We start from the raw sequence: 14835 nt of genomic DNA on the forward strand, positions 1-14835 counted from the left end.
AGCTCCTAACCGTTGGTACGCTTAACGGAGTAAACGTCTGGGATAATCTTAATCTTGTCAACAATGCTTGTCAACTCTGTCAAGTTTGAAATGCCAAAGCTGATGTGCATATTGACGAACTTCATGTCCTTGGTTGGCTGGGCATTAACACCAGAAATCATCTTGGTCGCGTTAGAAAGCATCTGCAAGACGTCATTGAGGATACCTGAACGATTGAGACCGTAAATGTCAATCTCCGCCATGTAGTCCTTAGCCGAATTGGCGTCGTCCCACTCAACTTCAATCAAGCGTTGCTCATAACCTTCCTGGCTCTTGATGTTGTTGCAGTCCGCACGGTGAATGGCAACACCACGACCCTTGGTAATGTAGCCTTCAATCGGGTCGCCAGGGACAGGATTACAGCACTTGGCGATACGCATGAGCAGACCAGATGCGCCTTGAATGATGACACCATTTTCGCTTTTGACCTTGAGGACATCCTTCTTCTCGGTCTTGACCTCACCACCCTTGACCAACTCATCAGCTTCAGCCTTGGCTTTGGCACGTTCTTCCTCACGGCGTTCTTTTTCGGTTAATTTGTTGAAGACAGAAACGGGACTAATATCACCAAATCCGACTGCCGCATAGAGTGCTTCTTCGCTACGAACACTGACGCGTGGCAGGATTTCTTCAATGTGTTTCTTGTCAAGGTATTTGTTAGCAACATAGCCCTGATCTTGGAAATAATCCACCAGCATGTCGCGACCCTTATTGATGGACATTTCCTTGTCTTGGTTCTTGAAGAACTGACGGATTTTGTTGCGGGCCTTATTTGTCTTGACAATCTTAATCCAGTCACGGCTTGGTCCGAATGAATTTGGGTTGGTGATGATTTCAACCACATCACCCGTTTTCAACTTAGCTGTCAATGGTACCATGCGGCCGTTGACCTTGGCACCTGTTGCTTTTTCTCCAACTTGGGTGTGGATGGCGTAGGCAAAATCAATTGGTCCTGAGTCAACTGGCAATTCTTGGACAGCACCTGTTGGGGTGAAAACGTAAATGCGCTCCGTCAAGATATCTTCACGGACAGAGTCCACAAATTCTTTCGCGTCACCGTTTGATTGGTCTTGTAACTCAACTAATTCTTTGAGCCATTCCATGCCGACTGCCTGCTCTGCTTCATTGACCTTAGTCTTGATCCCTTTTTTGTAAGCCCAGTGAGCGGCAACCCCGAATTCGGCCACTTCGTGCATCTCTTTGGTGCGGATTTGAATCTCGATAGGACCTTTTGGACCGTAAACCGTGGTGTGGATAGACTGGTAGCCGTTGGCTTTTGGTGCAGCGATATAGTCTTTAAAACGACCAGGCATTGGACGCCACAATTCGTGGATGTAGCCAACCATGGCGTAAACGTCGCTAGCTGTATCCATGATGCAGCGGATGGCAATCAAGTCATAGATTTGGTCAAAGCGCTTCTTCTTATCACGCATCTTGCGATAGATGGAGTAGATGTGCTTAGGACGACCGTAAACATCTCCGTGGAGCCCCTGCTCTTCGGTGTAAGTCTTGATTTTTGCGACGATTTCATCCACCAAGGCTTCGCGCTCACGACGTTTTTCCGTCATCATATGCGAAATCTTGTAAAACTCAACCTCATTCAAGTAGCGGAAAGAAAGGTCTTCCAGCTCCCACTTGATGCGGCTAATCCCCAAACGGTGGGCGAGGGGCGCATAGATTTCCATGGTTTCACGTGAAATGCGCTCCTGCTTGTCTTTACGCAAGTGCTTAAGCGTACGCATGTTATGCAAACGGTCAGCCAATTTGACAAGGATAACGCGAATGTCTTTAGACATGGCCATAAGCATTTTACGGTGATTTTCTGCCAGCTGCTCTTCGTGTGATTTGTACTCGACCTTACCGAGCTTGGTCACCCCATCGACAATATCACGGACATCTTTACCAAAATCCGTCTCAATCTCATCTAGGGTAATCTCAGTATCTTCAACCACATCGTGCAAGAAGCCACAAGCCACGGTCACAGCATCCAGATGCAGATTAGCCAAGATACCCGCTACCTGAATAGGGTGAATAATATAGGGCTCACCAGACTTACGAGCTTGGTAATAGTGAGCAGCTGTTGCGTAGTTTAAGGCAAATTTGACAAATTCCACGTCTTTTTCAGACATGTACTGAGCTGCTATGTCAACAACCTCTTGACCTGTTAGATTGACTTCTTTAACCATGAATACCTCTTCCTTGTGCTGATATTGCTACTATTTTAACACTTTTTAAGCTAAAAATAAAAGAAGTTGAAATATTAAACTGTTTTCAAAAGAAAGCCACGCCTAACCATTATAAAATCAGGCTAGTACACCTTATCACAAACGTAGAAAAAGTCAGTCTGGACGATATTAACCTCACCAATCTCCCTTATTTTCCTCATCGCATCCATCAGACAGTCCTGCCAACTTGCAACAAGCCGTCGCTAGCAGCGAGAGCCTCTTGCAAAACTGCGACAAAACTCTTTCCGATGATTCTCTCTTTGAGCACCTAGGCAATAAATGAGATAGCTTTAGCTATTTAAATAGCTAAATCACCTCAACATTTCCATTCAAACTAAAAACTTATTTATTTTGTGTCATTAGTTTTAGCTATTGGTTACTACTTTGTGATAAAATAGTAACAAGCATTATCTTCCCGTACTAAGACGATTCTAAAATCACACTTATCCTCACTAGAAAGGGCGCCATGAAATCATCCACTACCTACTCACTTCTTGTCCAACAATTACTTGTTAGTGTTCACTATTTAACCCTTTTTAAAGATGAGGTCGCTCTAGTCAGTCAAACACCTCATTTATTGCAAGGCCCGATTCCATCTGATATTATCCTATCAGACCTTCGACAAATTGCGGAGACCTTAGGTGGTTTTGAAAAACAAAAAACAATCGTTCGGTCTATCGTTTGGTATGATGAGCCATCCTTTCGGCTGATGGATTATTCGCTAGATATCGTTCCCACTTGGTTGTCAGATATTGATTATGTGGTTCAAACTTGCCAGTCAACACAGCTGTTTCAATTGGTTCTAGAAAATCCTGACCTACCCCATTTTGGCGTCTTAGTTGATCTCTATCGCTCTGTAAGGGCCATTCATATGGATATCTTCGGCACCTATCAAAGTCTCCGTTATCACTCATGACCAACGGGTACAAACTATAAAATAAGGGAGAAATTATGTCTCAAGAACTTGCCTTGGTTTACATTAGTCTTAGTGGCAATACGCAGAGCTTTGTCAAACGTCTCTCGGAGCACTTGACAACTTGGTATGACATCACCCCTAAGACCATCAACATCAAGGAACTCAACCACCAAACTTTCCCAGTTACAGAACCCTTTGTCGCTCTGCTTCCTACTTATTTGGAAGGGGGAAATGGGGTGGACAACGGCGACCAAGAAATACTGACCAATCCACTTGGAGATTTCATCGCTGCACACGGCAATGTCCAGCACTGCTTTGGTATCATCGGTTCAGGAAACCGCAATTTTAACAACCAGTACTGCCTAACTGCCAAGCAATACGCTAAGCGTTTTGGCTTTCCTATGCTAGGTGACTTTGAGTTGCGGGGCACATCAAGCGATGTCGAACGCCTGGCTAAAGTCATCGTTGAAGCGCTAGCTGATTTTACCAAAAACTAAACCTTCCCACTACTAGGAATCAACTGTGCACCCAGCACGTCAGTCCTAAGGTCCTTGATCTTGGGATTTTTAAGTGAACCTATAGACTTACTAATGACTTAAAAGGATAACTTATGGCACCAAAACTCATCCTCATAAGAGGAAATGCGGCTAGTGGCAACCAGCTTAACAAAGCTACTGCAAGCCGAATTGGGAGAAAATACGCTTCTCCTCTCACAAGATAGTCTCCGCAGGGACATGCTTCATGCCCACGATGGCTTTGATAGCCCGACCATTCCGCTGCTCTTAACGCTCTTGGAGCATGGCTACCGACAGTATCCCGTTGTCATTTTGGAAGGTATCTTGCATTCTGGCTGGTATGCTCCTATTTTTGAAAAAATAGCAGAGCTTTATGGCGAAGATTGCCAGGCTTATTACTACTACCTTTCCTTTGAAGAGACCGTTGCCCGCCACCAAACACGCGCCAAGTCTCTTGAATTCGGAGAAGAGGCCTTGAGGCGATGGTGGTTAGAAAAAGATTACCTGACAGTCATCCCTGAAACGCTATTTTCAGCAAATCTCAGCCTATCCCAAGCTAAACAAATCATTCTCGCTAACTTGAGAGCTGACTAACATCCTAGATAGGCAAAAACCTGCGGGGCAATCCTCGCAGGTTTCTGTTTATTCAATTTCAACTGCAATGCCATAATGGTCACTGACAATCGGCGCAGCACCACCATCAAAAGAAACATGTGATGTTTTCACCGTCAGTTCCTTACTGATGAAAATGTGGTCCACCTTCAAGTCAGCTTCGTTGGCTTCCCAGCTGTCAATATCAGCTGAAATCGTGTGACTTCCTTTACTATCACCCGCTTCAACGTGACAGTCCTGTAAATCAAGCGGACTGGACAAAATCATTTGATAGCCCTTGCTGTCTGTCGGAGCGTTGAAGTCTCCCATTAAGACATAAGGTCGTGGGTAAGATTTTAGTTTGTCTTCCAAGCGAAGCCATTCCTCTTCAAATCCCTTGCCTTCCCAAGACAAGTGAAGGCTGGTCACTGTTATGGGAACCTGATTGATTTCTGTCTGGGCAATCAAGACATGACGTGTATGAAAGTCAAATTCGTCATGCTTGTCTGAAACTAGGACATCCTCAGCCTTAAAAGGTGTCTTGGACAATAAAGCCACACCTTCGTTGTACTCATCGTAGCCGATGTGATTGTAAACCCATGACCAATAATATCTGCGCCCTTTTGCTCGCAAATAATTGACCAAATAAAGAGCGTAATTATCCTCATGAACCGCTGGGAAATCTGATAATTTCGTGAAGTCTACTAAATTTTCCGCCACTGGCGTTGACATTTTCTGATTGATTTCCTGAAGACAAATCAAATCATAATCTTCTTCTAAAATATGCTCTGCAATATCAAACAAACGCTTCAAGGGAAGAGATTCAATCCAAGAATGAGCGTTTAGTGTTAAACATTTTACCATGAGCTTCCTCCTGACTTAGGGCTTACCAAGTAACATCCAGCCCAAAGTGGTCACTCACCACTGGATAGTGCTGACCATCAAAAACAACACGCGACCTCTGAATAGCAACAGGCAGATTAGTAAAAGCATAGTCAACCTTGAAATTATGCTCATTGCCTTCCCAACCGTCAATATCAGCCTTAATCGTGTGGTCACCGATGACTTGACTGGCGTTAACATGACTGTCGCGGAGTTTCAAAGGACTTGCCAAGACCAGTTGATAACCTTCATTACCTTGAGGATTGTTGAAGTCTCCCATAATAAGTACCGGAAGGTCTTGCGCAAGTAAGGCTTTTTCCAATTTAGACCACTCGCGCTTAAAGCCCTTATCCCACCAAGAAAGATGTGTACTGACCGCCAAAACTTCTTGGTCTCCCAAGAGTGTTCTGACAACCAAGGCTCTGCGTGTATGATAATCATACTCATTATCAACATCCGATACTAAAACTGAGCTGGCTTCAATCGGATTTTTAGACAGGATAGCAACCCCCTCATTGTAGCGGTCATAGCCAATATGATTATAAGCCCAAGACCAATAGTAAACCTGACCAGCCTCATCCAAAGCCTCTACCAATTTCAAAGCAAAGTGGTCTTGGTGAATGGCTGGCGCATCTTCTAGACCTGCGTAATGAATCATATAGTTAGCCAAATCAGAAGTGATTTCTTGATTGACTTCCTGCAAACAAATCAAATCGTAGTTTTCAGCTAAAATGGCATCCAACAAGTCCTGAAATTTTTGTTGACCATTTTCTTCCATCCAAGAGTGTGTGTTGAGTGTTAGTACCTTAGTCATGATTTCTCCTATAAATAAGGAAGTGGGACCAAGTTGTCAACTTTCTTAACAACTCCGCCCCAACTTCTTATCTGTTTAATTGTTTAGACTGCGACTGCTTATTTTTTACAATTCAACTTTCGCTACAACTGTTTTGGCAGCTTGTTGACCTTGTTTTTCAAGTGTAACTGATTTGATGTCAGCTGCATTAGTGAAGACAACAATGATGCTTGTTTCTTTACCTGCTGCTTTGATAGCATCAAGGTCTGCAACGACCGCAAGGTCCCCAGCTTTAACTTTTTGACCATCAGAGATTTTAACATCAAATGGTTTTCCTTCAAGTGAAACAGTGTCAAGACCGATGTGAACCAAGACTTCCAAGCCGCTATCTGTCAAAAGACCGAAAGCATGTTTTGTAGGGAAGACACTTGTTACTGTACCAGATACTGGAACGTAAACATTGCCATCGCTAGGTTCTACAGCGAAGCCATCACCCATCATTTTCTGTGCAAAGACAGGGTCGCTCACTTCTGTAACTTCAATAACGTTACCATTAGCAACTGTTTCAACAGCTTCAGTCACACCTTTGTAAGTAACAGCTTCTGCTGTGACTGTGCCACCAGTTTCAACATTGACAACTGGGATAACAGCACCTGAATCAAGAAGGTCTTGGATATCAGATTTAAGAACGTCAGCTTTTGGTCCGTAGATAGCTTGGACACCATTGCCTCTCATAACCAGACCCATAGCACCAGCTTTTTTCCAAGCTGCTTCATCACCAACATTGTTACCATCTTTAACGGTTACACGGAGACGAGTCATACATGCGTCAACATCAACGATATTGTCACGTCCGCCAAGGAGATTAATGACTTGGACAACTTGTGAGTTGGCATCTGCTGTACCACCATAGCTACCTGCTGGTGCTTGTGTGTCAGCTTCTACATCTTCGTTATCATAGTTACCGTTACGACCTGCTGTTGCCAGATTGAATTTCTTAATCATGAAGTTTGCAATGAAGTACATGATGACTGCAAAAAGAATAGTAACCCAGACAAAGTTAAAGACATCACCACCAAGACCAGCTTTAATAGCCATTGGAGTACGTGTTAAGAACTCAATATTACCAAATGAGTGAACACGTAGGTGAACAAGGTCAGCCATAGCAAATGCGCAACCTTGAACAAGGGCGTAAACAAGATAAAGTGGGAGGGCAGCAAACATGAACATGTATTCAATTGGTTCAGTTACACCAGTCAAGAATGTTGCAATAGCTGCAGAGACGAACATTGATTTGTATTTTGATTTTTTGTCTTCGTCAACATTACGATACATAGCGTAAGTCAGACCCATCAAGATACCAGAAGCACCAATCATTTGACCAACTTTGAAACGAGCAGGTGTAACGCTTGTAAGCAAGTGTTGGTATTGTGAAGGATGAGCACCTTTTAGGTTAATCAAGTCAGTCACCCAAGCCAACCAAAGCGGGTCTTGCCCAAGTACTTGAGTTCCTTTAGTAGCACCAGTAAGAACAGTATAAGTACCACCCAATTGAGTGTAGTTCATTGGGATAGTCAACATGTGGTGAAGACCAAATGGCAAGAGCAAACGTTCCAAAGTACCGTAGATGAATGGTGCTAAGATTGGAGCTGTATCTTGTGAGTTGGCAATCCACATACCAAAGCCGTTGATTCCTGATTGGATAAGTGGCCAAAAAATTGACATGATAAGAGCAACGATTATTGTACGAACGATAACGACGAATGGTACGAAACGTTTACCGTTGAAGAATGACAAAGCATCTGGAAGTTTACGGTAGTTATAATATTTGTTGTAGGCTGTTGCACCGATGAAACCAGCGATGATACCAACGAATACCCCCATGTTAAGAGCAGGTTGCCCTAGAACATTGATGAAGTAGTCTGAAACGTGCATGCTACCACCGAAGACATTTTTCACGTAAGATTTATCATCAGCAATCATTGCCAATGTAATACCGTAAAAGTGACCTGTGATAAGGTTTAATGTGATAAATGAAATACCTGCAGCAAAAGCACCACCAGCACGTTCTTTAGCCCAGCTACCACCGATAGCTAAAGCAAAGAGAATGTGAAGGTTACCAATGATTCCCCAACCAATTTGGGCGATGACATTAGAGATACGAGCCAAAAGCTCATTGTTAGCGTTAAGCAAAGGTAGTGAGTTACCGATACTTACCATCAAACCTGCGGCTGGCATAACCGCGATAACGACCATCAAAGCTTTACCGAATTTTTGCCAAAATTCAAAGCTAAAGAGTTGTTTGATATTCTCTTTCATGAGATTCCCCTTTAAAAATTTTCTTTTGTCGCGCAACCGTTTGCGCAACTCTTGCTTTTATTATAGCACTATTTTTTCGTTTGTAAACCCTTTCTAGAACTTTTTTTGAGAAAGTTAAGCTTTTTCATAATATTATAGCATTGTCAGAATATTCTGTCTCCCTGAAAAACTGTTAAATTTTTCATCTTTTTCTGACATACAAAAGAAGTTAGAACAACTGTTTCCAACTCCTTTATATATTTCTACTCGTGGTGCTAGTTAATTTCAAAATACCATAAAAAGCCCAAAAGGACTATACTGCTAAATTTCATCACTTACAATGGAATATCAAACAATTATCAAAAATTTGTTCAAAACTCTATCATGATTATTGTCCTGATGCCTTCAAGTATCGTCGTAATGTTAGCTTGTCTAAAGTTTCGGATGAGTCACTGCTAGTCTTAGTTCTCTTACAGGCTAAATTAGGTATAAAATCCCAACGTCATTTCTATCGTATCTGCCAACTATTTCCCTGTGGGAAACGACTAGAAAGAAGTCGTTTTAACCGACGATCGAAACAGTTAATCTGGTTAATTCAAATCATTCGTCAAGCTATGAATAACCAATTATCTCCTGATATAGTTGTCATCATAGATAGCTTCCCCTTGCCACTTTGTCAATCTGTTCGCAATCATCAAGCAAAAATTTTTGAAGTAACGGCAGACATTGGGTACAATGCTTCAAAACACCTGTGGTTTTATGGCTTCAAAGTGCATATGCTGGTCACTCTATCAGGCTATATTCTGAACTACGTTGTGACACCAGCATCTGTTCACGATATTAGAGCCGTTGAGGACTTACTAGAAAATTGCCGACAACCATACATTTTAGCTGATTTAGGTTATCTTAGTCGTAAGCTCAGAGAACATTTGGAGCAAAAAGGTTATCACCTTTGAACTCCCTTACGTCAAAATATGATAGGAGCTAAGCAACATAATCATTGGAAACTAATAGCTATGAGGAGGACTATTGAGACACGTTTTTCAGAACTTTGTACCCTTTTCGATATGGAGCAAACACTAGCTAGAGCAAAAACAGGAGTGCAATTGAGAATAGAGCAGATTGTACTGGCCTACAATTTAAGATATTTTGAAATTAACTAGCACCACGAGTATCTAAAACCCAAAAATACCCCAATCATTAGATTCTTATCTAACACTTGGGGTGCTGTTCTTCATTGCTTAGATAGTTTTTAATTTAATTCCAAAGCGTAGCTGACTGCGGATAGGGCATAGAGCGGTGCGGTTTCTGTCCGCATGATGCGTGGTCCTAAGCCAACTTTGAGGGCTCCTGCTGCTTCAAAAATTTCAATTTCAGCTGGCGAAATGCCTCCTTCTGGTCCGAAGATGAAAAGGACTTTCTGACCAGCTTCAACTGTCGCTAATTCACGCGCCAGCACAGACTGCTCACCTTCTTTAGCTGAATCTTCGTAGGCGATGAAAATCTTGTCGAAGTCTGCGAGTGCCTTAATAAAGTCTGCTTTCTTCTCAAATAAAGTCACCTCTGGAACCAAGTTGCGTTTGGATTGCTCGGATGCTCCGAGGACGATTTTGTCCAGCTTGTCTTGACGTTTGGCTAGCTTTTTGCCGTCCCATTTGACCACTGACCAGTCGGCTGGAAATGCCCAGAGGGCTGCTGCGCCTAGCTCGGTTACTTTTTGGGCTACAAATTCTAGCTTGTCTCCTTTTGGGAAACCTGATGCGATGGTCACATGCACTGGTAGTTCTACATTATCGGTGAGTTCCTTGATGATTTCAAAGGAGTGGGCTGCGCTGTCCAATACTTTTGCCAAACGCTTGATATGGTCGTTGAAGACCAGCACTACCTCGTCTCCCTCGGTCAGACGCATAACGTTAAACATGTGTTTAACCGTGTCTTTGTCTGTAATGGTGACTGGGTTTTCCGCTTTGCTATTTACAAAATACTGCTGCATCCTAGCCTCCGATAACGCCTGAAATGTCGTCAGTTTTCTTGAAGATGACGCAGTTCCACTCGCCCTGCTTCATGTGAGTTTCAAGGAAGAAACCAGCTTTTTCAGCCGCATCAATAACCATTTGGCACTTTTCAGCGATGATACCAGACATGATGAGGTAGCCCTCGTCCTTGACCAAGCGGTAAGCGTCGTCGGTCAGGTGGATGAGGATGTCGGCTAGGATGTTTGCCACGATAACCTCAGCTTCAATATCCACGCCTTTGAGGAGGTCACCCACTGCGACGTGAATGTTTTCTGTGCCGTCGTTGAGGTCAATGTTTTCCTGTGCCACGCGCACCGCCACGTCGTCGAGGTCGTAGGCGTAAATGTCTTTGGCACCGAGAAGGGAGCTTGCAATAGAAAGTACGCCAGAACCTGTCCCTACGTCAATGACGGTTTCACCTCCTCGCAAGATTTGTTCAAGGGCGAAGAGGCTCATTTTTGTGGTTGGGTGTGTGCCTGTTCCGAAGGCCATGCCTGGGTCGAGTTTGATGAGTTTTTCACTGCTTGACGCCACATAATCTTCTGTCCAGCTTGGCACGATGGTCAAATCATGGGTGATGCGAGCTGGTTCGTAGTATTTCTTCCAGTTCTCCGCCCAGTCTTCTTCCACTAATTCTTGACTAGCGACAGCTATTTTCCCCGTCTCAACACCAAATCCTGTCAATTCTGCCAAGCGCTCATTAACCTGAGCTTTGACGGCAGCAATGTCCGTAGATTCTGGGTAGTAAGCGGTGATGGTCACCATGTCAGACTGCTCAATATCAGGGTAAAGCTCCCCGAAACGGTCCTCCTGACCGATGTAGTCTGCGCTATCATCAATCGCCACACCAGCGCTCCCCGACTCAATCAAAATATTAGAAGCCGCTTCCTCCGCCTCACGATTAACCGTGATAGTTAGTTCTTGCCATTTGTCCATTTGTTTACCTCGTTTATGGTTTTCATTGAGTTTATTATATCATATTTGGTTTTTCAAACGTCTGATACTACTTTAATTGAAACTATTATTGTTTGATGAATTATCATTATTTTGATAATATATTGATAACTTAGGAGGAACTTTATGATTACAATTCGTCCTATTTCTGATCTCCGTAATAAATTTTCGGAAATTGAAGAAACTGTTGTTGAAGAAAATGCACCAGTCTTTCTAACCAAGAACGGCTATGGCACCATGGTTCTTATGAGTCTGGATCAGTATGACCAACTCATCAATCCTATCGAATCAAAACTTGATGAAGCTGATTTGCAAGCCAGTCAAACAGGTCAACGTTTTTCAAGCCCAGAAGTCTTTGATAGAGTCAGAGAAAGAATTGATAATGACTAAAAACAAAAACGACAACTTAGCCATCCTTCCTCTCTTTGAAAATGACCTCAACCAGATTGTTGACTATATCAGGATCAATCTGAATAATCCAAGGGTAGCCACCAGCTTGTCAATGATGTCGAAAGGGCGATCTTACACCGTCTAAAAAGTCCCGCGGGATTCCCCGACTACAAAACGACCAAAAATAGACCCAATCCCTACTATACCATCCACGTTAAACATTATACGATTTTCTATGTTCTTATCGGTAATACCATGGAGGTTCGTTGGATTCTTTACGCCAAACGTCAATTGGAGCAATTACTCTAACCATCTGAATCAGGTGGTTTTTTGCTTAACAAAAAGGCTTGAGATAATGCTCAAACCTTCAATTATCTGTGTTATTCTCCAAATCTTTTAGGGATTGTCCTTGTTTATTCTTCCAATCTGTCCGTCCATTTGAGCTCATGCCTAAGACAAAGGCTGAGGCATAGGAGGGACTACTAAACAGTTGATTTTCTTGTAAAATGCCTTTTTTAATAATAGCAGAGCTTTGAAGTTTTTGTCGCAATTCTACCAAAGAAGTCGGCAGACTATCAGAGTCTATGATGTCAATCATGCTACCTTTCAGCACTACAAATCCTTCTGAAGTTCGTTGACAACTAGCTTCAATAACTTGATTGGACTTGCGACTTTTTCGGTTTAGGTAAAATTGGTCATCACTTGTCTCTTCAGGTGTCGGAATGGTTTCTTTCACCAAAGGAACAAATAATTTGTAACCTAAACTACCAATAATCGTCGCAGTGTGTTCAACAACTTCATCCAACTCTGATTGTTTCTCCTCTGTTACATTGCCAGAATTGGGTTCATTGCCATTTCTGACCAAATAACGCCCTGCTTCACGTGCCAAATTGGTAAAGGTATTTTCTAAATAAGAAATTTCTGTTGGTCCAAAGGAATTATTTTGCGTTGTCAGAATCAAAACATCATTGAAATAGTCAGCATGGCTATCTCTAGTATGTTCTTGAACACGCAAGAGCACGCCCTCACCATTTTTTCGGCTAGTCGCTTGACCAATATAAACCGTATCTTGCTGACAAGCATCATCCTTTCCAATAAGAAAGTAAATGCCAGTCTGTTTCAACTCCTGTCGGTCTCTGACCTGACTCAACTGATGTCTAGGAATTTTATAGATGACACCAGTCCAGTTGGACAGGGTACATTTTATCTTTCCCGTAACCTCTCCGTCCATGAGAAATAGATTGATGTTCTTACCCTTTGCCACTGATTTCTTCCATATAATCCTTCACCCGTCCCCGCAACTGCGGAATAACTTTTTCATCTACCAAAAAGTCTCCAACAGGCGTCAACTTATAATCCTGCCCTTCGTCGCCAAAGACAATCTGGTCAAACTGTTCTTGGCTGATGCTAGCGACTGTGAAAACGGACAATTCTTCTGGATGTAGCATGCTGGGGTAGATTTTTGCCCAGCTGATTGCTTCTGGCTTTAGCTCAAGAGATAGTTCTTCCATGACTTCACGCTTTAGGCATTCAAAAGGCGTCTCTTCCCCCTCTCGTCCACCGCCGGGTAAGTCCCACATATTAGGATGAGGAATGGTGGGAAAGTCATCGCGCAAGCTGATGAGGATTTGGTTGCCTAGCAAAAGGGCAACTTTACAGCCCGAAAAAGGAAAGCGACGGTTGAGAATGTCAGCCATCTCCTGCTTATCCATGCTCTTTTGCACCTGCCCTGCTGTCATGAGAATCTCCTAGCTCTAATCCCTCCCGAGGCATAAAAACCTAGAAAGCCTATCTTATTTTACCACATCTTGCCTTGGTTAATAAAGTAAAGGTCGCCTTTCCTTTTATATTGAGTTTAGTTCTAAAGCCGTATTTGCTTCACAAGTAAAAAATACTTATCAGGTTTGAGTTCACTTCGTTCGCTTTTATTTTTAATATCTCGGATACCCATAAAACTCCGTCTCTACAAGTTCAGCTTTGCCATTTTCAAAAGCCTCCTTATCCCACTCCAAAGCAAAGTCAATAGCAGTTTCATCTGTCAGGAAGTCCATGAGGTCGTCCAAACCTTTCGTCGCAACCTCGTTCAAGGCCTTAGCAAAGTATTCCAAGAACTCGCGAGACAAGCCCTTTTTGGCATCAAAGGGGATGGTCACCAAGTAGTCCTCTGCGTCGAACTTCGACTTGTCTTGGTTGTAGAAGAGGACATAGTCTTCAAAGACGATGTCCTCATCGCTGACCTCACCCTTGTCATCAATGGTCTCAACCGCCCCTTGATTTTGCGCTTCAAGGACGAAAGTCACCTCTACAGCGTGGTTTTTCTTGTCCCAATCCATGGCAAAGTCAAAATCTAAGTGTTTCTCCAACTCTTCCTCGAGTACTGATAAGAATCCATATTTAGCCATTTTTAATCTCTTTTCTATATTTGTGTTACCTTGATTATAGCATATCACTCCATAAAAAAGTAATCGTCAAGCGAACGATTACTTTTTCAAGTGTTTATAGATTAAAAGAAAATCAATAATTGGTCGAGATATTTTTTCTGCCAGCAAAACTGGAACAGCATTCCCAATCTGCTTGTATTGCTCATTTAATCGGTGATTTTTAGTTACCTGCTTCTTATCACCATCCGAGAATTCAAACCAATCAGGAAAAGTTTGGATTCTGGCACACTCTCGAACGGATAGACGGCGATTAAAGTCTCCTTGAAATTTCCACTTATCCTTATCCAATTTAATCATGGGCTGACCATATGGATGTTGGGGAGCTTGTCGTCCACTAGCTTGAATAGTGAAGCTCTGATCTTGCCAAGTTTTTTTACGATTTCGGCTCATATACATTGAGGAATAGTCAGAATCAAAGACATCATCAGCTTCGAGAGGTAAGCCTTCCAAGGCATCCTCCAAAGTTACAAAGGAGTCCAAAGATGATACCCTTTTTGTTCCAAACTATTTCTAAGTTCACGACTAAGATAGCCCAAATCAGCCAAAATGTACGGGTGATGGCAGTTTTCCAATAAGTCATCAACTACTCTAGTATCGTGAACAGATGCTGATGTCACAACGTAGTTTAGAATATAGCCTGATAGGGTGACTAGCATATGAACTTTGAACCCATAGAACCATAGATTCTTGGAGGCATTGTAACCAATGTCTGCCAAGCCATCAAAAATACGTGTTCTATAGTTACGGACTGGTTGACATAGTGGTAAGGGAAAACT

At 42.7% G+C, this 14835-nt stretch carries 14 protein-coding genes and 3 pseudogenes; 6 read left to right on the top strand and 11 right to left on the bottom strand.

Annotated elements, in window-relative coordinates; all coding sequences use genetic code 11:
• Positions 1-5: 5 nt before the first annotated feature.
• Positions 6-2225, bottom strand: a complete 2220-nt coding sequence (locus tag IYQ92_RS03560) for a RelA/SpoT family protein (protein WP_195675372.1) — start codon at positions 2223-2225, stop codon at positions 6-8.
• Between the two features lie 505 nt (positions 2226-2730).
• Here IYQ92_RS03560 and IYQ92_RS03565 point away from each other — a divergent pair.
• The 3 genes and pseudogenes from IYQ92_RS03565 to IYQ92_RS03575 all read left to right on the top strand — a co-directional run bounded on the left by IYQ92_RS03565 (position 2731) and on the right by IYQ92_RS03575 (position 4289).
• On the top strand, positions 2731-3180 hold the full coding sequence (locus tag IYQ92_RS03565) for a hypothetical protein (protein ID WP_195675373.1): 450 nt from the start codon (positions 2731-2733) through the stop codon (positions 3178-3180).
• A 35-nt stretch (positions 3181-3215) separates the two neighbouring features.
• A complete protein-coding gene (nrdI, locus tag IYQ92_RS03570; protein WP_195675374.1) occupies positions 3216-3677 on the top strand; it encodes a class Ib ribonucleoside-diphosphate reductase assembly flavoprotein NrdI in 462 nt (153 codons plus the stop codon).
• Positions 3678-3790: 113 nt separating this feature from the next.
• A pseudogene (locus tag IYQ92_RS03575) lies at positions 3791-4289 on the top strand (zeta toxin).
• 48 nt (positions 4290-4337) lie between these two features.
• Here IYQ92_RS03575 and IYQ92_RS03580 read toward each other — a convergent pair.
• From IYQ92_RS03580 to IYQ92_RS03590, 3 genes are all read right to left on the bottom strand, one after another.
• Positions 4338-5150: an endonuclease/exonuclease/phosphatase family protein gene (locus IYQ92_RS03580; RefSeq protein WP_195675375.1), complete on the bottom strand. Its 813-nt coding sequence runs from the start codon at positions 5148-5150 to the stop codon at positions 4338-4340.
• A gap of 22 nt (positions 5151-5172) precedes the next feature.
• A complete protein-coding gene (locus IYQ92_RS03585) occupies positions 5173-5982 on the bottom strand; it encodes an endonuclease/exonuclease/phosphatase family protein (RefSeq protein ID WP_195675376.1) in 810 nt (269 codons plus the stop codon).
• Positions 5983-6087: 105 nt separating this feature from the next.
• Positions 6088-8280 carry a PTS transporter subunit IIBC gene (locus tag IYQ92_RS03590; RefSeq protein ID WP_195675377.1) on the bottom strand — a complete coding sequence of 731 codons (2193 nt, stop codon included), beginning with the start codon at positions 8278-8280 and terminating at the stop codon, positions 6088-6090.
• Positions 8281-8606: 326 nt separating this feature from the next.
• On the opposite strand from IYQ92_RS03590, the pseudogene IYQ92_RS03595 reads away from it, so the two are divergent.
• Positions 8607-9422, top strand: a pseudogene (locus IYQ92_RS03595) (IS982 family transposase).
• An 89-nt stretch (positions 9423-9511) separates the two neighbouring features.
• Here IYQ92_RS03595 and IYQ92_RS03600 read toward each other — a convergent pair.
• Together IYQ92_RS03600 and prmA are read right to left on the bottom strand one after the other, a co-directional pair.
• A complete protein-coding gene (locus tag IYQ92_RS03600; RefSeq protein ID WP_195675378.1) occupies positions 9512-10252 on the bottom strand; it encodes a 16S rRNA (uracil(1498)-N(3))-methyltransferase in 741 nt (246 codons plus the stop codon).
• Position 10253: 1 nt separating this feature from the next.
• Positions 10254-11210 carry a 50S ribosomal protein L11 methyltransferase gene (prmA, locus tag IYQ92_RS03605; RefSeq protein ID WP_195675379.1) on the bottom strand — a complete coding sequence of 319 codons (957 nt, stop codon included), beginning with the start codon at positions 11208-11210 and terminating at the stop codon, positions 10254-10256.
• 144 nt (positions 11211-11354) lie between these two features.
• On the opposite strand from prmA, the gene IYQ92_RS03610 reads away from it, so the two are divergent.
• Positions 11355-11618, top strand: coding sequence for a type II toxin-antitoxin system Phd/YefM family antitoxin (locus tag IYQ92_RS03610; RefSeq protein WP_195675380.1), 264 nt, complete (start codon positions 11355-11357; stop codon positions 11616-11618).
• Positions 11611-11763: a hypothetical protein gene (locus IYQ92_RS10685; RefSeq protein WP_229311284.1), complete on the top strand. Its 153-nt coding sequence runs from the start codon at positions 11611-11613 to the stop codon at positions 11761-11763. The genes IYQ92_RS03610 and IYQ92_RS10685 overlap by 8 nt, the downstream gene beginning before the upstream one ends.
• A gap of 222 nt (positions 11764-11985) precedes the next feature.
• On the opposite strand, the gene IYQ92_RS03620 is transcribed toward IYQ92_RS10685, so the two are convergent.
• The 5 genes and pseudogenes from IYQ92_RS03620 to IYQ92_RS03640 all read right to left on the bottom strand — a co-directional run.
• Complete coding sequence (locus IYQ92_RS03620) at positions 11986-12849, bottom strand: GIY-YIG nuclease family protein (RefSeq protein ID WP_195675389.1); 864 nt, start codon at positions 12847-12849, stop codon at positions 11986-11988.
• A 19-nt stretch (positions 12850-12868) separates the two neighbouring features.
• Complete coding sequence (locus IYQ92_RS03625; protein WP_195675390.1) at positions 12869-13330, bottom strand: NUDIX hydrolase; 462 nt, start codon at positions 13328-13330, stop codon at positions 12869-12871.
• A 219-nt stretch (positions 13331-13549) separates the two neighbouring features.
• Positions 13550-14020, bottom strand: a complete 471-nt coding sequence (locus tag IYQ92_RS03630) for a DUF3013 family protein (RefSeq protein WP_195675381.1) — start codon at positions 14018-14020, stop codon at positions 13550-13552.
• A 78-nt stretch (positions 14021-14098) separates the two neighbouring features.
• Entirely contained in the window at positions 14099-14509 is a 411-nt protein-coding gene (locus IYQ92_RS03635; protein WP_229311285.1) for a DNA cytosine methyltransferase, read from the bottom strand.
• Positions 14510-14526: 17 nt separating this feature from the next.
• Positions 14527-14835 (bottom strand): annotated as a pseudogene (locus IYQ92_RS03640) (IS982 family transposase); the annotation flags it as partial.

The sequence above is a fragment of the Streptococcus sp. HF-1907 genome (assembly GCF_015594605.1).
Classification (GTDB): domain Bacteria; phylum Bacillota; class Bacilli; order Lactobacillales; family Streptococcaceae; genus Streptococcus.